This window comes from Stappia sp. WLB 29 (assembly GCF_023507705.1).
Classification (GTDB): domain Bacteria; phylum Pseudomonadota; class Alphaproteobacteria; order Rhizobiales; family Stappiaceae; genus Stappia.
Genome location: NZ_JALBGD010000002.1, coordinates 586929 through 612635 on the forward strand (window position 1 = coordinate 586929; position 25707 = coordinate 612635).

Consider the following 25707-nt stretch of genomic DNA (forward strand, 5'->3'; position numbering starts at 1 on the left):
ATGACGATCCTGGAAATCTCCAAGCTGTCGAAGGGCTATGGCGAAGGCCATGCGCGCACCGAGGTGCTCGCCGATATCGACCTGAAGGTCGCCGAGGGCGAGTTCATCGCCATCGTCGGCTATTCCGGCACCGGCAAGACGACCCTGATTTCGCTGCTGGCGGGGCTTATCGAAGCCGACAGCGGCGGGGTGATCTACAAGGGCCGCGAGATCGACGGGCCGGGGCCGGAACGCGGCGTCGTCTTCCAGTCCTATTCGCTGATGCCGTGGCTGACCGTCTTCGGCAACGTGATGCTGGCGGTCGACAGTGTCTTCGGCAAGCTGCCGAAGGCGGAGCGGATGGCCATCGCCGAGGACTATATCGCCATGGTCGGCCTCGCCCATGCCCGCGACCGGCGGCCGGCGGAACTGTCCGGCGGCATGCGTCAGCGGGTGGCGGTGGCGCGGGCGCTGGCCATGCGCCCCGAGGTGCTGTTGCTGGATGAGCCGCTGTCGGCGCTCGACGCGCTGACCCGGGCGAAGCTGCAGGACGAGTTCGCGGCGATCTGCGAGAAGGAGAAGAAGACCATCGTCCTCATCACCAATGATGTGGACGAGGCGATCCTGCTGGCCGACCGCATCGTGCCGCTGCTTCCCGGCCGGCCGGCAACGCTCGGTCGCGAGTTTGCCGTGCCCTTCGCGCGGCCGCGCGAGCGCAGCGAGCTCAACCATGACGATGCCTTCATCGCGCTGCGGGCGGAGGTGACCGCGTATCTGATGGAGGCCGGCACCGCGCGGGGCGGGGAGGAGGCCGCCGTGCTGCGCCTGCCCGAACTCCGCCCGGCGGGACGGGGCGAGCAGGGCGAGGTGCGGCAGGCGGACGAGCGCTTCCTGCAGTTCAGCGAGTTGCGGAAGGTCTATCCGACGCCAAAGGGACCGCTGACGGTGGTCGATGGCTTCGAACTGACCATGCGCAAGGGTGAATTCGTGACGCTGATCGGTCATTCGGGCTGCGGCAAGTCGACGGTGCTGTCGATGGCCGCCGGCCTCAACCCGATCTCCGGCGGCGCGGTGGTGCTGGACGGCACCCATGTGACCAAAGCCGGCCCAGACCGGGCCGTCGTGTTCCAGGCGCCGTCGCTGATGCCCTGGCTGACGGCCTACGAGAACGTCGCGCTCGGTGTCGACCAGGTGCATCCGGACGCAACGCGCGAGGAGCGGCGGGACATCGCCGAGCATTATCTCGGCCGCGTCGGACTTGCCGACAGCATGCACAAGCGGGCGTCGGAGCTGTCCAACGGCATGCGTCAGCGGGTGGGCATCGCCCGAGCCTTCGCCCTGTCGCCCAAGCTGCTGTTGCTCGACGAGCCGTTCGGCATGCTCGACAGCCTGACCCGGTGGGAGTTGCAGGATGTCCTGATGGACGTGTGGGCCCGCAGCGCGGTGACGGCGATCTGCGTCACCCATGACGTGGACGAGGCGATCCTGCTCGCCGACCGGGTGGTGATGATGTCGAACGGGCCGAACGCCCGCATCGGCAACATCATGGAGGTGGACCTGCCGCGGCCACGCTCGCGCAAGGCGCTGATCTCCCATCCCGACTACTACGCCTATCGCGAGGAACTGCTGGAGTTTCTCGAGGCCTATGAGGGCGGCGCCAATCCGGATGCGGCTCAGCTTGCCGCCATCACCGAGCGTCGGGCGGTGCGTATCGCGCGTCAGAAGGACGCCCGCCTTGCAGCCGCGGAGTGAGACAATGACGACGAAGAAGAAACTGGTCGTGATCGGTGCCGGCATGGCGTCCGGCCGCCTGCTGGAAACCCTGCTGGACGCGGCGCCGGGCGCCTATGACATCACGCTGTTCGGGGCCGAACCGCGCGGCAACTACAACCGCATCATGCTGTCGCCGATGCTGGCGGGAGACAAGGCCTACGAGGATATCGTCACCCATGACGCCGCCTGGTACGCGGAACAGGGCATCGTCTGCCGTTTCGGCGAGGCCGTGACGCGCATCGACCGGGATGCGAAGACGGTCACGAGCGCAGGCGGCGAAACGCCTTACGACAAGCTGGTGATCGCCACGGGCTCGGCGCCCTTCATCATCCCGGTCGCCGGGCGCGACTTGCCCGGCGTGCGCGCCTTTCGCGATCTCGATGATGTCGAGGCGATGATCGAGGCGGCAGGGCGGCCAGGCGCCCGTGCCGTGGTGATCGGCGGCGGCCTGCTGGGCCTGGAAGCGGCGGCGGCGCTGCGGTCGCGCGGCATGGAGGTGGTGGTCCTGCACCTGATGGGGCACCTGATGGAGCGCCAACTCGATCCGGCCGCCGGCCACCTGCTGCGCAAGGAACTGGAAGGGCGCGGCATCACTGTTCACACGCAGGCGCAGACAAAGGCGATCCTCGGGAATGAGAGGGTCGAGGCGGTTCTGCTGGATGACGGAACCGTCTATCCGGCCGATCTGGTGGTGATGGCGGTGGGCATCCGCCCCGAGACACGGCTCGCGGTCGATGCGGGCCTCGAGGTCGAGCGCGGCATCCTCATCGATGATCAGACCCTGACCTCCGATCCGGACATCCTGGCGGTCGGTGAATGTGTCGAGCACCAGAACGTCTGTTACGGGCTGGTGGCGCCGCTCTACACCATGGCGAATGTCGCGGCGAAGACGCTGCTGGGCGAGACAGCGGCATTCCGGCCGCTGGAAACGGCGACCCAGCTCAAGGTGACCGGCGTCAACCTCTATTCCGCCGGCGACTTCGCCGATGGCGAGGACCGCGAGGAGATCGTGCTGCGCGATGCAGCCTCCGGCATCTACAAGCGGCTGGTTCTCAAAGAGAACCGTATCGTCGGGGCAGTGCTCTACGGCGAGGCGGCGGATGGTCCCTGGTTCTTCGATCACATCCGCAACCGCACCGACATCTCCGAGATGCGCGAGACGTTGATCTTCGGCCAGTCGTTCCAGGGGGGCGCTCCGCTGGACCCTATGGCGGCCGTTGCAGCCTTGCCGGATGAGGCGGAGATCTGCGGCTGCAACGGCGTGTGCAAGGGCCGGATCGTCGGTGCGATCCGGGAAAAGGGGCTGACCACGCTCGACGACGTGCGTGCTCACACGAAGGCCTCGGCCTCCTGCGGCACCTGCACCGGGCTGGTCGAGCAGGTGATGCAGGCAACGCTGGGGGATGCGTTCACGCCGCAGGCGGTCAAGCCGATGTGCGGCTGCACGCCGCTCGGCCATGACGAGGTGCGGCGGCTGATCCGTGCGAAAGAGCTCAAGAGCATTCCGGCGGTGATGCAGGAACTGGAGTGGCGCTCGTCCGGCGGCTGCGCCAAGTGCCGGCCGGCGCTCAACTATTATCTCGTCTGCGACTGGCCGGACGAATACGCGGACGACTACCAGTCGCGCTTCGTCAACGAGCGGGTGCACGCCAACATCCAGAAGGACGGCACCTATTCGGTGGTGCCGCGTATGTGGGGCGGGATGACCTCCGCCAAGGAATTGCGGGCGATCGCCGATGTCGTCGACAAGTTCGATATCCCCGCCGTCAAGGTGACCGGCGGCCAGCGCATCGACATGCTGGGTATCCGCAAGGAAGACCTGCCGGCGGTCTGGGAGGACCTCGGCAAGGCCGGCTTCGTCTCTGGCCACGCCTATGCCAAGGGACTGCGGACTGTGAAGACCTGCGTCGGCTCGGACTGGTGCCGGTTCGGCACGCAGGATTCGACGGGCCTCGGGATCGCCATCGAGAAGTTCATGTGGGGCTCGTGGACGCCGGCCAAGGTCAAGATGGCGGTGTCGGGCTGCCCGCGAAACTGCGCCGAGGCCACCTGCAAGGATGTGGGGGTGATCTGCGTCGACAGCGGCTTCGAGATTCATTTCGCCGGCGCGGCCGGCCTCGACATCAAGGGAACGGAAGTGCTCGGCCATGTGGTGAGCGCGGAGGAGGCGCTCCGCCACATCGCCGCGCTGGTGCAGATGTACCGCGAGCAGGGCCACTACCTGGAGCGGATCTACAAATGGGCGAAGCGCATCGGCCTCGACGAGATCCGCCGGCAGATCATGGACGATGCGGCGCGCCGCGAGGCCTATTACCAGCGTTTCGTCTTCTCGCAACAGTTCGCCCAGGTGGACCCGTGGTCGGAGCGCGTCTCCGGCAAGGACAAGCACGAGTTTAACCCGCTGGCGATCCTGGAACTGGAGGCGGCGCAATGACCGCGATGACGACGGAGTGGATCGAGATCGGCCGGTTGGACGACATTCCTCGTGCCGGTGCGCGGGTGGTGAAGACGCCGGCGGACTGCATCGCGGTGTTCCGCACTGAGGACGACCGGGTCTACGCGCTGAATGACCGGTGCCCGCACAAGGGCGGACCGCTCAGCCAGGGCATCGTGCATGGCACCTCCGTGACCTGTCCCTTGCACAACTGGGTGTTCGACCTTGCCAGCGGCGCGGCGCAGGGCGCCGACGAGGGGCAGGTCGCGACCTATCCGGTCACGGTGCGCGATGGCGTGCTGCTGATCGCTGGAGCGCGGCTGCCGGCGGCGGAGGAATAGGCTGATGCCGGACAGCGTGCGCACCACCTGCCCCTATTGCGGTGTCGGCTGCGGGGTGATCGCCACCCGCCATGACGACGGTCGGGTCAGCGTTACCGGCGACCCGGACCATCCGGCGAATTTCGGGCGACTGTGTTCGAAGGGATCGGCGCTGGCCGATACGCTTGTCGACGCTGAGCGGCTGCTGCATCCGGAAATCGGCGGCGAGCGGGCCGACTGGGGAGCTGCGCTCGACCTCGTCGCAGCCAGGTTCTCGCAAGCGATTGCCGAGCACGGGCCGGACAGCGTCGCCTTCTATGTGTCCGGGCAGATCCTCACCGAGGACTATTACGTCGCCAACAAGCTGATGAAGGGCTTTATCGGCTCGGCGAATATCGACACGAACTCCAGGCTCTGCATGGCCTCATCGGTGGCGGGTCACCGCCGCGCCTTCGGTTCCGACACGGTCCCGGGTACCTATGAGGATCTGGAGCAGGCCGACCTTGTGGTGTTGGTCGGCTCCAACCTTGCCTGGTGCCATCCGGTGCTGTTCCAGCGGTTGGAGGCCGCGCGGGCGGCGCGGCCCGGGCTCAGGGTCGTAGTCGTGGACCCGCGGCGAACGGCGACGGCCGCGGTTGCCGACCTGCACCTCGCCCTTCATCCAGATACGGATGTGGCGCTGTTCAACGGATTGCTCGCGCATCTTGCCGAGGCGGGCAAGCTCGACCGGACCTATCTTGCGCGCCACACCAGCGGTGCCGAGGCCGCGCTTGCCACCGCCGGTCCGGCAGACCTGCGAGCGGTGGCGCGCGAGACGGGTCTTGCGCCCGGCGACATCGCCTTGTTCTACCGCTGGGTGGCGGAGACGCCGAGGACGGTGACCGTCTACAGCCAGGGAGTGAACCAGTCGGTGACCGGCACCGACAAGGTCAATGCCATTCTCAACGTGCATCTGGCGAGCGGGCGGATTGGCCGGCCGGGCTGCGGTCCCTTTTCGGTGACCGGCCAGCCTAACGCGATGGGCGGGCGGGAAGTCGGCGGCCTCGCCAACATGCTGGCGGCGCATATGGCGCTGGAAAATCCCGACCATCGCAAGCTGGTGCAGGACTTCTGGCAAAGCCCGCGCATTGCCGAGCGGCCGGGGCTGAAAGCCGTGGAGATGTTTCAGGCGGTGCGCCAGGGGCGCATCCGCGCGATCTGGATCATGGCGACCAATCCGGTCGACAGCCTGCCGGATGCGGATGCAGTGCGCGCGGGGCTCGAGGCCTGCGACTTCGTCGTCGTGTCCGACGTGACCCGCCGCACCGACACGGTGCCCTGTGCCCACGTGTTGCTGCCAGCTGCGGCCTGGGGCGAAAAGGACGGCACGGTCACCAATTCCGAGCGCCGCATCTCGCGGCAGCGGGGTTTCCGCACGCCCGCCGGCGAGGCGCGGCCGGACTGGTGGGCACTTGCCGAGGTGGCGCGGCGGATGGGCCATGCGGACGCGTTCGACTACCGCGCGCCCGTCGACATCTTCCGCGAGCATGCAGCGCTCTCGGCAGCGGGCAACGGCGGCAGCCGGGATTTCGACATCGGTGCCCATGCCGGGATTGCGGCGGAGGACTACGAGGCGCTGACGCCGTTCCAGTGGCCGCAGCCGGCAGGCGCAAAGGAGGGCCGGGCGCGGTTCTTTGGCGACGGGGGCTTTTACACCGGCGATGGGCGGGCGGTGCTGGTGCCGGTCGCTCATGTGTCGCCGCGAACCAATCCGCGCCGCTATCCCCTGGTGCTCAACACGGGCCGCATTCGCGACCAGTGGCACATGATGACCCGCACCGGGCTGAGCCCGCGCCTTTTTACCCATCTCGCCGAACCGTTCTGCGAGATCCACCCGCGCGACGCCGCGACGGCCGGGCTCAAGGATGCGGATCTTGCGGCGGTCGAAAGCCCGCATGGGCGGGCCTTGCTGCGGGTGCTGGTCAGCGAGCGGGCACAGGAAGGCTCGGTCTTCGCGCCGATGCACTGGAGCGGGCAGTTTTCCTCCGCTGGACGGATCGATGCGGTGGTGGTGCCGCGGACGGACCCGGTTTCCGGGCAGCCGGGGTCGAAATTCACGCCGGTCTCGGTTCGGCGCTTCGCTGCGAGTTGGTACGGATTTGCGGTGATGAGGGCACGCCCGGCAAGCGTGGGCACCGACTACTGGGCTCTGGCGCCGGCGAACGGCGGCTTCCGGTTGGAATGCGCCGGGGCGGATGACGTGGATCTTGTTACTCTTGCAGGCCGGCTGTCCGGCTGCGATCCCGCAGCAGGGCTTTCGTACCTGGATGCGGCGAGCGGTGACCTGCGCATCGCCTGGTTCGAGGGACAGCGGCTCGCTGCCGCGTTCTTCTTCTCACGCGGGCCGGTGGCCGTGTCACGTAGCTGGGTCTCGGGGCTGCTTGCCGCCGACATGCTTGCGGCGCGTGAGCGGATCTCGTTGCTGGCGGGCCGTCCCGGCGGTGCCGCGTCGGACATCGGCGCCATCGTCTGTTCCTGCCGCGCCATCGGCATCAACCAGATCGTTGCGGCTGCGCGCGGAGGTGCGATGAGCGTTGCAGCGATCGGCGAGGCGCTGGAGGCCGGGACGCAGTGCGGCTCCTGCCGTTCGGAGATCGGTGCGATCCTTGTCCGGCTTGCCCAGGAGGAGGCGGATCATGCGCCGATTGTGCAAGCCGTCTGAGGGACAGGAGGGCGTCAGGGCGCCACGGGTGGGCAAGCTTGCCTGCCTGCCGGTGTTCCTGCCGCTGGCCGGCCGCCCCGTCCTGGTCGCCGGTGGAAGCGATGCGGCCGCCTGGAAAGCGGAACTGCTGGCGGCAACCGGCGCCGAGGTCCACGTCTGCTCGCCCGAGCCGGGCGATGCGATGCGTGCGCTGCTGGAGGACGCTGACGCCACTGTCGACGGACGGCTCGTCCATCATGCAAGGGCCTGGAGCCCGCACAGCCTTGCCGGCATGGCAGTGGCGCTTGCCGATGCCGAGGACGAGAGGGAGGCCGAGCGCTTCGCCGCCGCTGCGAAAGCCGCCGGCGTGCCTTGCAACGTGATCGACCGGCCGGTTTTTTGCGACTTCCAGTTCGGTTCCATCGTCAATCGCTCGCCGGTGGTCGTCGGCATCTCGACAAGCGGGGCGGCGCCGATCCTGGGACAGGCGATCCGTCAGCGGATCGAAACCCTGCTGCCGAATGCGCTTGCCGACTGGGCCGCTCTCGCCGCGCGCATCAGGAGCGGTGTAATGGCGCGGCTGCCCGCCGGCCGCCGCCGGCGGCTGTTCTGGGAAGACTTTGCTGGCCAGGCCTTCTCGGGTCGCCCACCCGAGAACATGGCGGGCGGGCTTGATAAGCTCCTTGGCCGTCTTGCTGTCGATGCCGACGGGGACACGGGAAGCGTGACCCTGGTTGCAACCGGACCGGGGCCGGCGGAACATCTGACCATGAAGGCGATCCGTACGCTGCAAGGCGCGGATGTGGTTCTCTATGGCGAGGGGGTGTCTGGGGAGGTGCTGGATCTGGCCCGGCGCGAGGCGCGGCGGATGCTGGTCAGCGGTGTCAGTGGCGAGGCTGCGGGCCCGGAGGGTGCGGCACTGGCGGCTCAACTGGCCGCACAAGGGCGTCAGGTGGTGCGGCTGGTGCCGGGCGACGGGAACTCGCCCGAGGTTGCTGTGTTTCGCAACGCCATGCGGAGAAGCGGAGTGGCCATCCGCCTGGTGCCTGGAGTGACGAGCTCCATTGCGTGCGGGGAAAGCGACGCGACGCAAGCGGTTGGTTATCCGCTTTCATTATAGCTGCTTCGAATATTGGTATTTGATTGACATACCACTCTGCCGTCTCCTTGGCTGAGAAAAACGTGCGGACGACCGTGGGGCGGGGGCCCCGAAAGAAGCGGCGCCGTGCGCGAGCCAGCCAGCGCGGGGAGCCATAGATGTCGAGACTTGCGGCCTTCAACTTTCAGAAATGGATCGAGGAACACAAGCACCTGCTGAAGCCGCCGGTCGGCAACCAGCAGGTTTTCAAGGACGCGGATCTGATGGTCACGGTGGTCGGGGGCCCGAACAAGCGCACCGACTATCACGACGATCCGGTGGAGGAGTTCTTCTACCAGCTCAAGGGCGACATGGTCCTGAAGGTCTACGACGGCAAGGAGTTTTACGACGTGCCGATCCGCGAGGGCGAGATCTTCCTGCTACCGCCGCATGTGCGCCACTCGCCGCAGCGCCCGCAGGAAGGCTCTGTCGGTCTCGTCATCGAATCGTCCCGCCCCGAAGGCGCGCTCGACGCCATCGAGTGGTACTGCTTCGAATGCCAGCACCTGGTCCATCGCGCCGAGCTCGACCTGGAGTCGATCGTCGACGACCTGCCGCCGGTCTACAAGGCATTCTACGCCTCCGAGGAAGACCGCACCTGCCCGAACTGCGGCACGGTGCATCCCGGCAAGGAGCCGCCGGAAGGCTGGGTCGTTCTCTGAGCGAACCGGGCGACAATTCTGTCCATTCCCATCGACTGAAGACGGCCGGCCCGCCCGCCGGGGCAGCGCCATGCCGGGAGGAGCATCACATGACCAAAGCCAAGCATCTTGCGCGTTTCTTGCCCGCCACCATCGCCCCTGTCGCAGTCGCCATGGTGGCGCTGGGCGCCGGACTTGCGGAGGCCAAGGAATTCCGCCTCGGCCTGATCACCCCGCCGCCGCATATCTGGACGGTTGCGGCCAACTCGTTCGCCGACGAAGTGAAGTCGGCCTCCGGCGGCGAGCACAGCGTCACCGTGTTTCCCTCGCAGCAGCTCGGCAACGAGGCACAGATGATGCAGCAGCTGCAGACCGGTGCGCTCGACATGGCCTTCCTGACCATCGCTGAAGTGTCGAACCGCGTGCCCGATTTCGGCGCCTTCTACGCGCCGTATCTCGCCGACGATGTCGGCCATGCGGCCCGCATCCTGCGCTCCGACGTTGCCACCGGCCTGCTCCAGGGCCTGCCGCAGAAGGCGGGTGTGGTCGGCATCGGTTACTCGATGGGCGGACTTCGCCAGATCGTCAGCCGTTCGCCGGTGACGGCGGCGGCGGACCTTTCGGGCAAGAAGCTGCGCATCACCCCGTTCGAGCCGATCAAGGACTTCTACAATGCGCTCGGTGCGGCCTCGACGCCGATGCCGCTGCCGGCGGTCTATGATGCGCTCGCGAACGGACAGGTCGATGCGATCGACATGGATGCGGAGCTGATCTGGGGGCTCAAGTATTATGAGCACGCCGATACGATCCTGTTGTCCAACCACATGATGTTCCCGATGGTCGGGCTGGTCTCGGCCAAGGTGTGGCAGGGCCTGTCCGAGGGCGACCGCAAGATGGTCGCGGACCTGATGAAGCGCCATCTCGACGGGGCCATCGACACCTACGTCCAGAAGGAAGGCGAATGGTTGCTGTCCATCGAGGGCACGGGCAAGACGGTCGTCGAGGCGGATGCCGCATTCTTCGCCGATGCCATCGCCAAGTGGGAGGCGATCTGGACCCAGAAGGCCCCGGCGCTTGCCGATCTGCGCAAGGTGGCCGAAGAAACCCGCTGAGGACGGATGCGCCGGGCCGGCCGTCGCGCCGCCCGGCCGATCCGCCGGAGATTGCCGGCGCGGGATGGCGTTACGTCGTCGCCCGCGCCGTTTCGGGTCAGAGGGAGGGAGGTCCCGCGATGCTCTACCGCCTGTCGGCCCTGTGGGCGCGCTGCGAAATTGCCGTGGCCGCCGTGCTTGCGGGGGCTATTACCGTTCTGATCGTGATCAACGTCGCCACGCGCACCGCCCGCATGGCGATCTACTGGATCGATGAGGCAGCGATCTACACGATGATCTGGATGACCTTCCTGGCCGCATCCGCTGCCGTGCATGATCGCAGCGCCGTTGCGGTCACGCTGGTCGGCGACATGCTGTCGGACCGGGCGAGAGCGCGGCTTACCGCGGCGCTCGACCTGGTGGCGCTCGGCTTCGCCCTCGCGCTCGGCTGGTTCTGCTGGCTGTGGTTCGATCCCGCCGGCCTTGCGGCCGCCGACTTCGACATCGAGGCGTTCCAGGGCAACACGTTCAACTTCATCTATGCGGAACCGACCACCACGCTGGGGATCCGCAAGGCCTGGGTCTGGCTGATCATGATCGTCTTTACCTTCGGTTTCTTGCTGCATGCGGCGGCGAACCTGTCGCGTTCGCTTCCTGCGCTCGGGACAGCAGGCAGGAGCGGCGAATGACCGGCGTCGTTTTTCTGGTCCTGTTGTTTGCCGGCGTGCCGATCAGCCTCGTACTGTGCCTGTCGGCGGTCTGGTACATCCAGGCAAGCGGCAACGAGGTGCTGTATTCCAGCTTTGCGCAGCAACTTTTCGCCGGTGTCGAGAGCTACGGATTGCTAGCGATCCCGCTGTTCATGCTGACCGGCGAGCTGATGAACGAGGGCGGCCTGACCCAGCGGCTGATCCAGGCGGCGCGGGTCTTCGTCGGCGGCTTCCGCGGGGGTCTTGCCTATATCAACCTGCTCGCCAACATGTTCATGGCGGCGATCATCGGCTCGGCCGCCTCGCAGATCGCGGTGATGTCGCGGGCCATGGTGCCGGCGATGGAGGAGGAGGGCTACCGCCGGGAGTTCGCCGCCGCGACGACGGCGGCCGGAGGGCTGCTGTCGCCGATCATCCCTCCGTCCATGCTGTTCGTCATCTACGGCGTGCTGGCGCAGATCCCCATCGGCGACATGTTCATGGCCGGTATTCTGCCAGGGCTTATCCTCTCGGCGAGCTTCTTCGTCATCGTCGCGCTGGTGGGCCTCAAGGAGCAGTTCCCGAAGGGCGAGTGGATGTCGACAGGCGCGGCGCTTGCCGCGATCCGCGATTGCCTGCCGGCCGCGCTCATTCCGCTCGCCATCGTCGGCGGCATTCTCCTAGGCATCGCGACGCCGACGGAGTCCGCGGCCGTCGCCTCGCTGGTGGCCTTCGTGATCGGCCGTTTCGTCTATGGCGAGTTGAAGATCACCCGGCTCGGCGCGCTGTTCGTTCGCACCGCCGCCAATTCCAGTCTCGTGATCTTCCTGATCGCCTCGGCCAATGTGTTCGGCTGGGTGATCATCTACGAGGCGATCCCCCAGAAGCTGGCGGCTGAGATCACCACGCTGACCTCGGATCCCTTCGTCTTCCTGCTGATCGTCAACCTGGCGCTGTTCCTGATCGGCATGGTGATCGACGGCATCGCCGCGGTGATCCTGGTGGTGCCGATCCTACTGCCGATCGCGCAGACCCACTATGCCATCGACCCGTTCCAGTTCGGGGTGATCGTCTGCCTCAACCTGGTGCTGGGGCTTCTGACCCCGCCGGTGGGCGCAGGGCTCTATATCGCCTCGGCGATGAGCGGGGCGAAGCCGATGGCGATCTTCCGCGCGCTCTATCCGTTCCTGGCGGCGGTTGCTGCGGTGCTGCTACTGCTGAGCTGGGCGCCGTCGATCTCGACCGTAATGATCCGCTGAAACCCGTTCAGAAGGTCGCGGCGACCTGGCGCAGCTGCTCCAGGAAGAAGCTTGCGGCCGGCGTCAGGCTGCGGCCCTTGCGGTAGGAGACGCCGACCGGGCCAATGGGGATCGGCACGTCCCAGGGGACACGGGCGAGGATGCCGGCGGCGATGTCCTGCTCGGCGACGTGGCTCGGCAGGACGCCGATCATGCTGGAATTGACCAGCAGGCTGCGATTGGCGAGGAACGACACCGATTCCACCGCATTGATCGGCGAGGACAGGCCGTGGTCGAGGAAGACCATGTCGATCTGCCGGCGCAGGGTCGTCTCCGGCGGCGGCAGGATCCAGCCGTATTCCATCATGTCGGCGAAGGTGACCTTCTTGCGCTCCTGCAGCGGATGGCCGACGCGGGTGACGGCTATGACCTTCTCCTCGTAGAGCCGTTCCTGCAGCAGCTCGTCCCGATGCCGGTGCGTGGGCAGGCGCCCGACCACGAGGTCCAGTTCGCCGGACCGCAACGCCGGCATCAGCACCTCGTTGGTGCCTTCCTGGATCTTGATCGACAGGTTGGGCTTTTCCGCCAGGACCCGGGCGATGGTACGGGGCAGCAAGAGAGCCGAGGCAGCCAGCAGGGTTCCGACGACGATCCGGCCGCTGGAGCCTTCCGACAGGTCGTCGAGTTCCTGCGCAGCGTGCGAGATCTGCGCGAAGATCAGCTTGCCATGGCGGGCCAGCGCCTCGCCGTAGATGGTCGGGACGACGCCCCGGTTGGTCCGCTCGAAGAGCATGACGCCGAAGTCGGTCTCCAGATCCTTGATCAGCTTTGTGGCGGCCGGCTGCGACAGGTTCAGCTCGCGTGCGGCATGCAGGATCGAATTGTGTCGCTCGACCGCGACCAGCAGACGAAGCTGCTTCAGCTTGAGCCGGGTCAGAATCCGCTCGACAATGCGGAAATGCTTCGGTGTCGGTTCGCTCATCGGCCGTCCTTGCGCGAGAGGCGCGCCTTCAGCCGGTACCTGATCGTCCGGGCTCACGCAACCAGGATCGGCTCTTCCAGCGAAAGCGCGGCATTGATCATACTCATGGCGGTCAGGGCCGACGACTTCGGATTGTCCGCCAACTGGTGTCCGTTGAGGCGCAGAGAGAAACTGCCGAAGGCGCCTTCCGCTTCCAACTCGTGGCAGTTGGAGATGCAGGCCGGATCGGCGACGAGTTCCACCCCGGTCGCGTCGAAGCCGATGCCGGCAAGGGCGACGCTGGCGGTGACATTGGCGTTCTTCGGATAAAGGCGCGCGGCCTCGCGCGCCGTACCGCGAAAATGGGTCCGCGCGTCCGCGAGACTGTCGAGGTCGAGCACGGTTTCGGCCGGTGTGCCGCGCCAGCTGGCGACCGGCTTGCGGCCGCGATAGGTCACCCGGTCGAGCCCGCCGCGCCGCGCTGCCGAAAGGACGTCGAGACCGCCGATGGCGCCGGAGGCGATGCGAAGGCGGGCGCCGGATGCTGAAGCCGCCCGTGCCAGCGTTTTGTAAAGCTCCTCATCGGCCAGCGCTCCGGCGGAGACGCTGACGAGATCGATGCCGCATTGCAGGATGGCGACGCCATGAGCGATCAGGCCGGGATGGCCGGCGCAGTCCAGCACCAAGTCGGGACGTGTCGCGAGGCCGCCGATGTCTTCTGCCACGGCGACGTTCGGGCCGGCCGCCTCCCGTGCCGCGGCAAGGCGCCCGGCGCGGCCGATCACTCCGCCGAGCTGTACGGCGGAGGACGCGGAAATGGCGCGGATGACGTGGCTGGCGATGGCACCGTAGCCGATGATCGCGACGTGTTTCATGCAAGACTCCGAAGGATATCCTGTCGTCCATCCTGCGCGATCGACAGGCGGTTTGCTATCCAATATCCAGATAGCAGATTTGAAACATGATATTTGCTGCGATATCTGAACGACGCCACTCTCCGCCAGACAGATGCCGGCCCGTTGTAAGGGCAGGCCGTGGGAGGACGGGTGGCAGCCGTGACGATGAAGACCGGGCACGCTTCGCAGACGCTGCGGGACGGGGACGAATCCGCCGCCAATGCGCTCGTCGGGCGTGCCGTGCGCCGCCGCGAGGACGATGCGCTTGTGACCGGGCGGGGCCGTTACGTTTCCGACATTCCGCTTCATGATGCGCTGCATATCGCCTTCGTCCGCAGCCCCTTGCCGCGCGGGACCATCCTGAGCTGCGATGTCGAGGCCGCGCGGGAGATGGATGGGGTCGCCCACGTGGTGACGGGCGAGGATCTTTCCGGCTTTGGTCCGCGGGAAGGCGATGCCCTCGGCAGGCTCGCCGTCAACCCGGTCCTGCCGTTCGAGGGCGAGGCCGAGTTTCCTGTTCTTGCGCGCGGTTTTGTTGCGGCCGTCGGCCAACCGGTTGCGGCGGTTCTCGCGAGCGGGCGTTCCATTGCGCAGGATGCCGCGGACCTGGTCGGCGTCGACATCGATGAGGACGGCGCGGCGCCGGACTATTCCGGCGGGGATGTGCCGGGCTTTCGCGGCGACTGGTCCAGCGGCGACGTTGACGCAGCCTTTGCCGCGGCCGCCCTTGTGGTCGAGGTGGAGGTGCAGCATCCGCGTCTTGCGCCGTCTCCTCTCGAGCCGCGCGCGATTGCCGTCGACTACGATGCGGAGCGGGATTGTGTGCTGGTCTGGTACTCGAGCCAGACACCGCACCGGGCGAGGCGTGAACTCTGCCGGATACTCGGCATCGAAGAGGCGCGGATCGCGGTCCGGGCGCCGGATGTCGGCGGCGCCTTCGGCATGAAGGCTTCGCTGTATCCGGAAGAGGTATTCGCCGTCTGGGCCGCCTTCCGTTTTCGCCGTTCCATCCGCTGGGCATCCAGCCGCAGCGAGGACCTGATCTCCGCAACGCATGGGCGCGGCGCGCGCAGCCGGGGGCGGCTGGCGCTCGACTCCGAGGGCCGCTTTCTCGCGCTGGCGGCCGAGGTGGACTGCCCGCTCGGCCACTGGCTGCCCAACAGCGCCGGCATTCCGGCCTGGAATGCAGGGCGGATCCTGCCGGGCGGCTACGACATTCCTGCGGTCGATATCCATTCCCGAGCAAAGCTCACGCACAGCGCGGCGGTCGGCATCTATCGCGGTGCGGGGCGTCCGGAGGCCAATTGCCTGATGGAGCGGCTCGTCGACGAGGCGGCAAGCGCCAGCGGTATCGATCCGCTGGAAATCCGCCGCCGCAATTTGCTGGCACCTGACCGGCTGTCGCATGCGGGGCCGACCGGTACAAAGCTCGATTCCGGCCGCTATGCCGAACTGCTCGACAAGCTGGCAGGGGATGCGGACTACGACCGGCTGAAGGAGCGGCGCGACTGGATCCGGGCAGAGGGCGGCGTCGCCGGCCTCGGCCTTGCCTTCTATGTCGAGCCCTGCGGGACGGGCTGGGAAAGCGCGCGGGTGACGCTGCATCCGGACGGGCGCGCGGAGGTGGCGAGCGGCGGCAGCAGCCAGGGGCACGGCCGCGAAACGGCCTTCGCCCAGATCGCCGCCGACCGGCTGTCCCTGTCGTTCGAGCGGGTGCGCGTGCTGCACGGGTCCACCGAAGATTGCCCCACCGGCATCGGCGCGCTGGCCAGCCGCAGCACGCCGATCGGCGGAAGCGCGGTTGTGGAGGCCTGCGATGCAGTGCTGGCGAAGCTTTCGGACGGTGCGGATCGCGGCAAGCCGGTGAGCGCCAAGGTGGTCTACGAGGCCAAGGGCGAGGCCTGGGGCTACGGCGCCTATCTCGTTCTTCTGACCATCGATCCGGACACCGGCACGCCAACCATCGAGGAGGCGCATTGCTGCGACGACATCGGCACGGTGATCAACCCGATGATGGTCGAGGGGCAGATCCGGGGCGGCTTTGCGCAAGGGATCGGCGAGGCCTTGATGGAGCGGATCGTCTATGACGCCGACGGTCAGCTGCTGACCGGCTCGCTGATGGACTACGCGCTGCCGCGCGCCTCCGACATGCCGCACCTTTCCATCGGCAAGATGTCGACGCCATCGCCCGCCAACGCGCTCGGCGCCAAGGGGGTCGGCGAGGCCGGCACCATCGGTGCCCCGGCCGCAATCCTCAATGCCGCCAACGACGCGCTGCGCCCCCATGGCGCCGCGATACTGTCCATGCCGCTGACCGCCGAGGCGCTGTGGCGCGCCCTGCGCTCGGCTCCAATGAGGTGACCGAAATGAACTATTCGAGGCTCGACGCCAAGGCCTATGCCCGTGCCAACATGAAGGGGATCTGGGCTGCGGCGCTCAATCCGTTCCGCGAGGATTTCTCCTTCGACGAGGAGGGCTTGCGGTCGAACATTCGCCACTGGGTGGACGATCTTGCCATCGCCGGGCTGTTCATCGCCGGCAAGCAGGGCGAGTTCTTCTCCATGTCGCTCGCCGAGCGCAAGCGCAACTTCGAGATCGCGGTGGAGGAGACGGCGGGCAAGGCGGGGACGATCATGTCCTGCTCCGACCAGAACTTCGACACGGTGATCGAGCTCGCCCGGCACGCGGAGGCAGTGGGCGCCGACTACATCGTGGTGCATGCGCCGATCCTGCATTTCATCAGCGATCAGGACGACACGGTCTACGAATATTACAAGGCGATCTGCGAGCGCGTGAACATCGGCATCGCCATGTGGAGCCACCCGGATTCGGGCTATCTGATGAGCCCGGAACTGTGCGCGCGCGTTGCGGAGCTGCCGAACATCGTCGCCATCAAGTACAGCGTGCCGCGGCCGATGTATGTGAAGCTGACAGAAATGGTCGGCGACAAGATCCTCGTCTCCACCGCCTCGGAAGAGGAGTGGCTCGACAACATTCTCGAGCTCGGCTGGCAGCTCTACCTGTGTTCCTCGCCGCCCTACCTGCTGCAGACGGCGAAGGATCGGCGCATGCACGACTACACGCAGGCCGCCTTTGCCGGCGACGCGGAGCGGGCGAGGGCGATCAGCGCCAGCCTCGATCCGGTGCGCAAGGCGCTGCGCGGCACGCGGCCCGGCGGCAAGCCGCAGGCGCACCAGAAATACTGGCAGGAGCTCCTGGGCCAGGTCGGCGGGCCGGTGCGCCCGCCCTTGCTGCAGCTGACCGATGCGGAGCGGGAGGCGACCCGCGCCGCCTTCGAGGCTTGCGGACTGACGCTCTGAGGCATCTGCCGCGGGCTCAGGTCTGCGGCAGGTCGGTGTTCTCCGCGTCCGGCGTCAGCGTCTGCTCCGCTTCGGCTGTCGGCTGGCGGGTGAAACCGGAGACGCCGGCCGTTTCCTCATAGTCGCGGGGGATTTCCACCGGGCTGGAGGCATAGGCGGTGATCAGTTCGGCCAGCGAGCGCAGCGCATGCATGTGGATGCGCTCGTAGCCGTGCGAGCTGTCGACGCCGAAGGTGATCAGTGCGGTGCGCACGTCGGCACCGGCCTCGATGGCGCTGGCGGAGTCCGAGCGGTAGTAGCGGAAGACGTCCTTCTGGTAGCGGATGTCGTGCTCCTGGCACAGCTCGACCAGCTTCTTCGTCAGATGGTAGTCGAACGGGCCTGTCTGGTCGGCCATCGAGAAGGTGACGCCGAACTCGCTCGAGTTCTGCCCCGGCGCCGTGGTGCCGTTGTCGACGGCAACCAGCGAGGCAACGTCATTGGTGATGATCGACGAGGCGCCGACGCCGACTTCCTCGGCGATCGTGAAGAGCCAATGGATGTCGACGGGCGTTTCGGCCTTGGCCTCGGTCATGGATTTCAGCGCGGCGAGCATGACTGCGACGCCCGCCTTGTTGTCGAGATGCCGGGAGATGATGAAGCCGTTGTCCAGGAACTCCGGCTGCGGGTCGATGGCGATGATGTCGCCGACCTCGATGCCGAGACGAACGAGATCTGCGCGGCCAAAGGCGAGGGCATCGACGCGCAGCTCCACGTGATCCCAGCCGATGGGCGAGGTGTCGATCTCCTCGTTGAAGGTGTGGCCGGAGGATTTGAGCGGCAGGATGGTTCCGCGATAGGCACCGGAATAGGAGAACAGGGTCGCACGTGCGCCTTCGGCGAAGCGTGCGGACCAGTTGCCGATGGGCACCAGCGCCAGTCGGCCATTGTCCTTGACGAACTTTACCTGGGCGCCGAGCGTGTCGAGATGCGAGACGAGCGCCCGGGCGCCGCGGTCCTGATGGCCGCGCCGGATCGCGCGGATGGCACCGCGGCGTGTCAGCTCGACCGGCAACCCCAGCTGTTCCAGCTGGGCCGAGACATACCGTACCACCGTGTCCGTGTAGCCCGTGGGGCTCGGGATCGCGAGCAGCGCCTTGAGGGTCTCAGAAAGATAGTCCGTATCGATGCTCAGTCGTGTCATGTAGCCCCCTGGTTGGCATGCTGGTCGGCGACGACCTGGCGGGCGGTGGCCGGCATGGACAGCGGGAACAGCAGGTCGACGAAGCGCTCTGCCGTCGGCTGCGGTTCGTGGTTCGCCAGGCCTGGCCGTTCGTTCGCCTCGATGAAGCGGTAGTCGGCCTCCGTGGGGGAGGCGACCATCAGGTCGATGCCGGTTACCGGGATGTCGATGGCGCGGGCCGAGCGCACTGCCGCCTCGACAAGCGCCGGATGAACGATGTCCGTGACATCGTGGATGGTGCCGCCGGTATGCAGGTTCGCGGTCCGGCGCACCTGCAGCTGTGTGCCGCTGTCCAGAACATCGTCCAGCGTATAGCCGGCCTGGGCGATGGTACGCCCGGTCTCCGCGTCGAGCGGAATGTGGGATTCGCCGCCCGTTGCCGCGCCGCGGCGGCGACTCTGGGCCTCGATCAACTCGCGAATGGTGCTGCGGCCATTGCCGACGATGGTCGGGGGGCGGCGGACGGCGGCGGCGACCAGTCGGTAGTTGATGACGATCAACCGAAGGTCCTGGCCCTCGACGCATTCCTCCACCAGCACCGTATCGCAGAGCTGGCGGGCCTCATTGATGGCAGCGCGCATGTCGTCAATCGACGTCAGGCCCACGGAAACGCCGCGTCCCTGCTCGCCGCGGGCAGGTTTGACGACGACCTTGCCGTGCTCCCGCAGGAATCCTTCGAGTGCGTCGTCGCCGGCACTCGCGAGGATCTGTGCCGGCACATGCACGCCGGCGCCCTCGACCACCTTTCGCGTCGCGGTCTTGTCGTCGCAGATCGACATGGCCACGGCGCTGGTCAGTTCGCTGAGGCTCTCGCGGCAGCGGATCGTGCGACCGCCCTGGGACAGCGAGAAGAAGCCGTGTTCGGCGTCGGTCACCTCGACGCGGATGCCGCGTCGGCGCGCCTCGCGCACGATGATCGTGGCATAGGGGTTCAGCGCGTCGTCGACATCCGGACCGGTGTAGAGCGTCTCGTTGATGAAGTTCTTCCGCTTGACGGTGAAATAGGGCACCCGTTGGAAGCCGAGCTTTTCGTAGAGCGCGATGGCCTGCTCGTTGTCGTGCATGACCGACAGGTCGAGATAGGAGAGACCGCGCGCCGCGAAATATTCCGCCAGATGTCGTACGAGGGCCTGGCCGACGCCGGGATGGCGCGCCTGCGGGTCGACCGCAAGGCACCACAGCGAGCCGCCTCGCTCGGGATCGTTGAACGCGCGAAGGTGATCGACCCCGGTCACGGTGCCAAGGATCTCGCCGCTGACCTCGTCCTCCGCCACGAAATAGCAGATCGAGCGGGCATCGCGCTTGGACCAGAAGAAGTCCGGAGGCACGGGGACCATGCCGCGGCCAGCGTAGATGCGGTTGATCTCTTCCGCATCCGCCTGCGAAGTGAGCCGGCGCAGGAAGAAGCCTGAGGGCGCCCGCTTGGACGCTCGGTAGGTGGAGAGGTCGAGGCGGAACGTATGGGAGGGATCGAGAAAGATCTCCTGCGGGGCGTTGGCCAGCAGCACATGCGGATCGCGCACATAGACAGCGATGTCGCGGCGGTCGGGCAACTCGCCCTCCAGCGTCGCGACAAGCCGCTCGGGCTCCGAGAAGGTCTGCCCGAAGATCAGGCGCCCCCAGCCGAGGTCTAGCGCGCAGTTGGCGGTGACCGCCGGCGCATCGCTCGGCTGGTTGTCGATGGGCGGCTTGAGGCCGTGCTCGCGCATGCGCTTGAGCCGATGCGAATAGGCGTCCCGGTGCCGTGCGTCCTTCTGGCGGGATTCACGGGGCGTTCGCCCCGATCCTTCGCCACGCTTCCCGCCGGAGCCGCCGGTCTTGCTTGCCGTCATCGTCGTGTCCTCAGATGTCGTTGGTCTGCAGCCAGAGTTCCAGCAGGGCCACCTGCCAGAGCTCGGAGCCCTGGAGCGGCGTGATGTGGGCCGTCGGGTCGGTGAAGAGACTGTCGAGATAGTCCTTCTGGAACAGCCCGCGTTCGCGCGCCGGCGCCGAGGTCAGGGCATCTCGCACCATGTCGAGATAGGGGCCCTGGATGTATTTCAGCTGGGGCACGGGGAAGTAGCCCTTCTTGCGGTCGATCACCTCATGCGGGACGACCTTGCGGGCAGCTTCCTTGAGGACGCCCTTGCCGCCCTGCGCCAGCTTCAGCTCCGGCGGAATGCGCGCGGCCAGCTCGACCAGTTCGTGGTCGAGGAAGGGAACGCGCGCCTCCAGGCCCCAGGCCATGGTCATGTTATCGACCCGCTTGACCGGATCGTCGACGAGCATGATCTCGGCGTCGAGACGCAGCGCCCGGTCGACCGGGGTTTCGGCCCCGTCCTGCATCAGGTGGGCCGCGACGAAGTCGAGAGCCTCGTCCTTGTCCGCCATCCACTCGGGCGACAGGTGGCGGCCCATCGTCTCGCCCGAGCGGTCGAAGAAGACGCGGGCATAGTCGGCGACGACGTCGTTGGAGCCGGCCAGCGGGGGATACCAGTGATAGCCGCCGAACACCTCGTCGGCACCCTGGCCCGACTGCACCACCTTGATGTGCTTGGATACCTCGCGGCTGAGCAGGAAGAAGCCGATATTGTCGTAGGAGACCATCGGCTCCGACTGGGCGGCGATGGTGTCCGGCAGCGACGTCATCAGGTCGGCCGAGGGCACGAAGATCTTGTGATGGTCGGTGCCGAAGCGCTGGGCGATCAGGTCCGAGTAAACGAACTCGTCGCCTTTTTCGCCATTGGCTTCCTCGAAGCCGATGGAGAAGGTCATCAGGTCTTTCTGGCCTTCCTCGGCAAGGAGGCCGACGATCAGCGAGCTGTCGACGCCGCCGGACAGCAGCACGCCGACCGGAACGTCCGAGACCATGCGGCGACGCACGGCAAGACGCAGCGCCTCCAGCACCCGGTCGCGCCAGTCGTCGGCGGACAGGCCGTTGTCCTCCTCGCGGCGGGTGTAGGACGCATTCCAGTAGCGGTGCTCGCTGGAGCGGCCGTCGGCCTCGATCCGGCGTACGGTCGCAGGCGGCAGCTTGCGCACACCCGACAGGATGGTGCGCGGGGCGGGCACGACCGCATGGAAGCTCATGAAGCAGGTCAGCGCCGCCCGGTCGATGCCGGTGTCGACATCGCCGCCGGCCAGCAGCGCCTGCAAGGTGGAGGCGAAGCGGATGCGCTTGCCCTTTTCCGCCAGATAGAGCGGCTTGATGCCGAAGCGGTCGCGGGCGAGCGTGACCGAGCCGTCGCGGCGGTCATGGACGGCGAAGGCGAACATGCCGTGGAAGCGCTTCACGCAGTCAGCGCCCCAGGCGTGATACGCTTTAAGGATCACCTCGGTGTCGCCATGCGAGAAGAAGCTGTAGCCCTTGGCCTCCAGCTCCTTACGCAGCTCCGGGTAGTTGTAGATGCAGCCGTTGAAGACGATGGACAGCTCCAGCGCCGGGTCAGCCATGGGCTGGGACGCCTTTTCCGACAGGTCGATGATCTTCAGCCGCCGATGGCCGAGCGCGACGGGCCCCTGTGCCATCACGCCGGATCCGTCGGGGCCGCGCGGCGACAGGCGTTCCGTCATCCGGGCAACCGCCTCCGCATCCGCAAACTGTCCATCGAAGCGAAATTCGCCGGCAATACCGCACATGAAAGGAAGCCCCTTTGCTGCTTATCGTGGTGCCGCAAGATCCGGTTTTCCGTGACTTGCGGGTGACTTCTGCCATCGGGGCGGGCGCAGGGCCCACCGCATCCGGTGGCTGGCTTGCGTTATTAGTTAGAGTACAAATAATTTGAAATCAAATCTTTTGTGGTGTAATTATTCGTGCAAGCCGCTGGACAAGACCCAACGCAAGGAGAGACCTCGTGACGGATGAACGCGCAGCCGCCCAAAAGGATGCAAGCGATGTCATTCGCTCGATCCGGCGGATCGTGCAGGCGATGGATGTCCGGTCGAAGCGGGTGGCGCGAGAGACGGGTCTGACGATCCCTCAGATCGTGGTGCTCAATGCCGTTCGGGACTTCGAGGCCGCGACGACGGCGGAAATTTCGCGCGTTGCCAATATCAGCCCGCCGACAACGGTGACGATCCTGGAGAAGCTCGAATTGCGCGGTCTCATCACCCGGCGCCGGAGCACCGTGGACCGCCGCATCGTCCACACGGAATTGACCGAAACCGGCAAGGCGGTTCTTGCCGAGGCCCCGCCGCTCATTCACAAGCGATTCTTTTCCGGGATGGCGGCGATGAGCGCCGAGGATCAGGCATCGATCATCCGCGCGTTTCACACGGTGGCCGACCTGCTGGAGCCGGACGAGCCGGGCGGGGGAACCGGCAACGGCTCTGCGGAAGCGGGCCTGTCCGCCTGAAAAGCCTTTCAAAAAGGAAAAGGGCCGGAGCATGTGCTCCGGCCCTTCTTGTGTCGTGATGCCGGGTTGCCGGGTCAGGCAAAGACCTCGGTGACCGCGGCGCGCGTGGCCTCGACTATGCTGTCGGCCTCGGCCCTGGTCAGACAGAGCGGCGGCGCGAAGCCGAGGATGTCGCCCTGGGGCATGGCGCGGCCGATGACGCCGCGCTTCAGCAGTGCGCTGGCAACCGCCGGGCCGACTTTCGCGGAGGGGTCGAAGAAGCGGCGCGAGGCCTTGTCGTCGACGAATTCCACCGCGCACAGAAGGCCTTCGCCGCGCACGTCGCCGACCTTCGCATGGCCGGCAAGGGCGGCGCGCATCGCCTCGTTGAAATAGGCGCCCGTCTCACCGGCATTGGCCACGAGGCCCATGTCGTCGATCAGCTTGAGATTGGCGACGCCGGCAGCCGCCCCGATCGGATGGGCGGAATACGTCCAGCCGTGGCCGATCGGTCCGTTCTCGTCCGTGCCGCGTTCCAGAACTTCCCAGACCTTCCTGGAGATGATCGAGCCGGACAGCGGCGCATAGGCCGAAGTCAGGCCCTTGGCGATGGTGATGATGTCGGCTTCGATGCCGTAGTGATCCGAGCCGAACATGGTGCCGAGACGCCCGAAGCCGGTGACCACTTCGTCGGCGATCATCAGGATGTCGTGCTTCTTCAGGACGCGCTGGATCTGCTCCCAGTAGCCGGCGGGCGGCGGCACGATGCCGCCGGTGCCCAGCACCGGCTCGGCGATGAAGGCGGCGATGGTGTCTGCGCCCTCGTTGGCGATCAGCTCTTCCAACTCGGCGACGCAATGGGCCGTGAAGTCGGCTTCGCTCATGTCGAGATCGGGACGGCGGAAATAGTAGGGCGCCTCGGTGTGGAGCACCTGGGCGAAGGGCAGGTCGAACTTCTTGTGGAAGAGCTCAAGGCCGGTGAGCGAGCCGGTCATCAGACCGGAGCCATGATAGCCGCGCCAGCGCGAGATGATCTTCTTCTTCTCCGGCCGGCCCAGGATATTGTTGTAGTACCAGACCAGCTTGACGTTGGTCTCGTTGGCATCCGAACCGCCGAGGCCGAAATAGACCTTCGACATGTTCGCAGGCGCGCGTTCCACGACCATCTTCGCCAGCGTGATGGACGTCTCGGTGCCGTGGCCGACATAGGCGTGATAATAGGCGAGTTCCTTCGCCTGGGCGGCGATGGCTTCGGCGATCTCGGTGCGGCCGTAACCGACATTGACGCAGTAAAGCCCGGCGAAGGCATCGAGGAGGCGATTGCCGTCGCGATCCTGGATGAACACGCCGTCACCGCCGGTGACGATGCGCGAGGGGCTTTCGCCGCGCGCATGCTGCGCCAGATGGGTGGAGGGATGGAAGAAGTTCTCCCGGTCCCACTTGTCGAGTTGGTCGTTGGTCAGCATGAATAGCTCCCTTGGTTGAGGCCGGCGGGCATCAGGCCCAGTCGCGGCAGACATATTTGAGATCCATGAAGGCGCGCATGCCGTCGGCAGCGCCCTCCCGGCCGATGCCGGATTGCTTCATGCCGCCGAAGGGGATCGGCGCGCCGGTCACCTTGGTGCGGTTGACGGCGATCATGCCGTAGCGCAGGGCCCGCGACAGGCGGTAGATGCGGCGCGGGTCCTCGCTGTGCACATAGGCGATCAGGCCGTACTCGCTGTCATTGGCGATCCTGACAGCTTCCTCCTCGCTGTCGAAGGGGCGGATCGCCGCAACCGGGCCGAAGGTCTCCTCGCGCATGATCAGTGCGTCATCGGGTACGTCGCTCAGCACGGTCGGTGCGTAGAACAGCGGGCCGGCCGCAAGGCGCTTGCCGCCGGCAAGAAGCTTCGCGCCGCGCTCCAGCGCATCGGCGACATGTGCCTCCTGCTTGGCGACGGCGCGCTCGTTCATCAACGGGCCGATGGCCGGATCTTCAAGACCCGGTCCGACGGTGAGCGCGGCACTCGCCTCGGCGAAGCGCTTGCAGAAGGCCTTGTAGAGCGGGCGGGCGACGAGGAAGCGGTTCGCGCCCAGGCAATCCTGGCCGGAGGTCGCGAATTTCGCCTTGACCGCTTCCGCGACCGCGCGGTCGAGATCCGCATCGGAGAAGACCAGGAAGGGAGCATGGCCGCCCAGTTCCAGCACCAGGCGCTTCACCGTCGAAGCTGCTTGCCGGTAGATTAGCCGTCCGATCTCGGTGGAGCCGGTGAAGGACACGGCACGCACGCGGGCATCGTCCATCCAGGCGCCGACAATGGTCGCCGCATCGCCGGTCACCACGTTGAACACGCCCGCCGGAAAACCGGCACGCTCGGCGAGCTCTGCCAGCGCCAGGGCCGAGAACGGGGTTTCGTGCGAGGGGTGGACGAGGACGGTGCAGCCGGCGGCAAGGGCCGCTGCGGCCTTGCGGGTGATCATCGCGCAAGGGAAGTTCCAGGGCGTGACGAGAGCGGCGACGCCGACCGGCTCGAGCCAGGTCTCCATCTCCGCATCCGGCAGGTGCGAGGTGACGCTCTGCGTGTCGGGCCGGCGGGCTTCCTCGGCATAGAATTCGATGAAAGCGGCGGCATAATCGATCTCGCCGCGCGCTTCGGAAATCGGCTTGCCCTGCTCCAGCGTCATCAGCCGGGCGAGATCCTCGCGATTGTCGCAGATGAGCTCGAACCAGCGGCGCAGCAGGTGTGCCCGCTCCTGCGGCAGGAGGGCGGACCAGCTTGAGAAGGCCTTGTGGGCAGGTTCGATGGCGGCGCGCGCCTCCCCGGCGGACAGGCTCGCCACGTCGCCCAGCCGGCTACCATCGGCCGGGTTGCGCACCGGGAAGGTGCGGCCATCCGTTGCCGCGGACCAGCGGCCGGCAATGTAGGAAAACTGCCTGAGCAGGCGGGCGTCGTCGAGAAGGGGGGCGGTCCGTTCCGCGGACCTGGTGTTCGGTGCCGTCATGTTCCGTCTCCCGCATATGACTGAGGG

At 66.8% G+C, this 25707-nt stretch carries 19 protein-coding genes; 12 read left to right on the forward strand and 7 right to left on the reverse strand.

Annotated features, from left to right (window positions below):
• The 9 genes from MNI96_RS06085 (at nucleotide 1) to MNI96_RS06125 (ending at nucleotide 12004) form a co-directional block, all read left to right on the forward strand.
• On the forward strand, nucleotides 1–1731 hold the full coding sequence (locus MNI96_RS06085; protein WP_249691279.1) for an ABC transporter ATP-binding protein: 1731 nt from the start codon (nucleotides 1–3) through the stop codon (nucleotides 1729–1731).
• A 4-nt stretch (nucleotides 1732–1735) separates the two neighbouring features.
• Complete coding sequence (nirB, locus tag MNI96_RS06090; protein ID WP_249691281.1) at nucleotides 1736–4186, forward strand: nitrite reductase large subunit NirB; 2451 nt, start codon at nucleotides 1736–1738, stop codon at nucleotides 4184–4186.
• A 5-nt stretch (nucleotides 4187–4191) separates the two neighbouring features.
• Nucleotides 4192–4527, forward strand: coding sequence for a nitrite reductase small subunit NirD (gene nirD / locus MNI96_RS06095; protein WP_249691383.1), 336 nt, complete (start codon nucleotides 4192–4194; stop codon nucleotides 4525–4527).
• Between the two features lie 4 nt (nucleotides 4528–4531).
• Nucleotides 4532–7207 (forward strand): nitrate reductase, encoded by a 2676-nt coding sequence (locus MNI96_RS06100; RefSeq protein WP_249691283.1) that lies wholly within the window; start codon nucleotides 4532–4534, stop codon nucleotides 7205–7207.
• A complete protein-coding gene (locus MNI96_RS06105) occupies nucleotides 7182–8306 on the forward strand; it encodes an NAD(P)-dependent oxidoreductase (RefSeq protein WP_249691285.1) in 1125 nt (374 codons plus the stop codon). The genes MNI96_RS06100 and MNI96_RS06105 overlap by 26 nt, the downstream gene beginning before the upstream one ends.
• A 137-nt stretch (nucleotides 8307–8443) precedes the next feature.
• Nucleotides 8444–8986, forward strand: a complete 543-nt coding sequence (locus MNI96_RS06110) for a 3-hydroxyanthranilate 3,4-dioxygenase (RefSeq protein WP_249691287.1) — start codon at nucleotides 8444–8446, stop codon at nucleotides 8984–8986.
• 89 nt (nucleotides 8987–9075) lie between these two features.
• Nucleotides 9076–10077: a TRAP transporter substrate-binding protein gene (locus tag MNI96_RS06115; protein WP_249691289.1), complete on the forward strand. Its 1002-nt coding sequence runs from the start codon at nucleotides 9076–9078 to the stop codon at nucleotides 10075–10077.
• Between the two features lie 119 nt (nucleotides 10078–10196).
• A complete protein-coding gene (locus MNI96_RS06120; protein ID WP_249691290.1) occupies nucleotides 10197–10745 on the forward strand; it encodes a TRAP transporter small permease in 549 nt (182 codons plus the stop codon).
• The gene (locus tag MNI96_RS06125) at nucleotides 10742–12004 is read left to right on the forward strand and encodes a TRAP transporter large permease (RefSeq protein WP_249691292.1); all 1263 of its coding nucleotides are present in this window, start codon (nucleotides 10742–10744) and stop codon (nucleotides 12002–12004) included. Before MNI96_RS06120 ends, MNI96_RS06125 begins: the two co-directional genes overlap by 4 nt.
• Before the next feature lie 7 nt (nucleotides 12005–12011).
• On the opposite strand, the gene MNI96_RS06130 is transcribed toward MNI96_RS06125, so the two are convergent.
• The gene (locus tag MNI96_RS06130) at nucleotides 12012–12965 is read right to left on the reverse strand and encodes a LysR substrate-binding domain-containing protein (protein WP_158193456.1); all 954 of its coding nucleotides are present in this window, start codon (nucleotides 12963–12965) and stop codon (nucleotides 12012–12014) included.
• Between the two features lie 53 nt (nucleotides 12966–13018).
• Nucleotides 13019–13819: an aspartate dehydrogenase gene (locus tag MNI96_RS06135; RefSeq protein ID WP_249691294.1), complete on the reverse strand. Its 801-nt coding sequence runs from the start codon at nucleotides 13817–13819 to the stop codon at nucleotides 13019–13021.
• Between the two features lie 186 nt (nucleotides 13820–14005).
• Here MNI96_RS06135 and MNI96_RS06140 point away from each other — a divergent pair, with 186 nt between their 5' ends.
• Together MNI96_RS06140 and MNI96_RS06145 are read left to right on the forward strand one after the other, a co-directional pair.
• Nucleotides 14006–16201, forward strand: coding sequence for a xanthine dehydrogenase family protein molybdopterin-binding subunit (locus MNI96_RS06140; RefSeq protein WP_249691385.1), 2196 nt, complete (start codon nucleotides 14006–14008; stop codon nucleotides 16199–16201).
• A gap of 5 nt (nucleotides 16202–16206) precedes the next feature.
• Nucleotides 16207–17160: a dihydrodipicolinate synthase family protein gene (locus MNI96_RS06145; protein WP_249691297.1), complete on the forward strand. Its 954-nt coding sequence runs from the start codon at nucleotides 16207–16209 to the stop codon at nucleotides 17158–17160.
• 16 nt (nucleotides 17161–17176) lie between these two features.
• Here MNI96_RS06145 and MNI96_RS06150 read toward each other — a convergent pair whose 3' ends face one another.
• The 3 genes from MNI96_RS06150 to MNI96_RS06160 all read right to left on the reverse strand — a co-directional run bounded on the left by MNI96_RS06150 (nucleotide 17177) and on the right by MNI96_RS06160 (nucleotide 22000).
• On the reverse strand, nucleotides 17177–18343 hold the full coding sequence (locus MNI96_RS06150) for an osmoprotectant NAGGN system M42 family peptidase (RefSeq protein ID WP_249691299.1): 1167 nt from the start codon (nucleotides 18341–18343) through the stop codon (nucleotides 17177–17179).
• Nucleotides 18340–20091: an N-acetylglutaminylglutamine synthetase gene (ngg, locus tag MNI96_RS06155; RefSeq protein ID WP_249691388.1), complete on the reverse strand. Its 1752-nt coding sequence runs from the start codon at nucleotides 20089–20091 to the stop codon at nucleotides 18340–18342. The genes MNI96_RS06150 and ngg overlap by 4 nt, the downstream gene beginning before the upstream one ends.
• 133 nt (nucleotides 20092–20224) lie before the next feature.
• Nucleotides 20225–22000 (reverse strand): N-acetylglutaminylglutamine amidotransferase, encoded by a 1776-nt coding sequence (locus MNI96_RS06160; protein WP_249691301.1) that lies wholly within the window; start codon nucleotides 21998–22000, stop codon nucleotides 20225–20227.
• Between the two features lie 215 nt (nucleotides 22001–22215).
• Here MNI96_RS06160 and MNI96_RS06165 point away from each other — a divergent pair, with 215 nt between their 5' ends.
• The gene (locus MNI96_RS06165; RefSeq protein WP_249691303.1) at nucleotides 22216–22716 is read left to right on the forward strand and encodes a MarR family winged helix-turn-helix transcriptional regulator; all 501 of its coding nucleotides are present in this window, start codon (nucleotides 22216–22218) and stop codon (nucleotides 22714–22716) included.
• 74 nt (nucleotides 22717–22790) lie between these two features.
• Here MNI96_RS06165 and MNI96_RS06170 read toward each other — a convergent pair whose 3' ends face one another.
• Entirely contained in the window at nucleotides 22791–24161 is a 1371-nt protein-coding gene (locus MNI96_RS06170) for an aspartate aminotransferase family protein (protein ID WP_249691304.1), read from the reverse strand.
• A gap of 31 nt (nucleotides 24162–24192) precedes the next feature.
• The gene (locus MNI96_RS06175) at nucleotides 24193–25680 is read right to left on the reverse strand and encodes an NAD-dependent succinate-semialdehyde dehydrogenase (protein WP_249691306.1); all 1488 of its coding nucleotides are present in this window, start codon (nucleotides 25678–25680) and stop codon (nucleotides 24193–24195) included.
• Nucleotides 25681–25707: the final 27 nt, after the last annotated feature.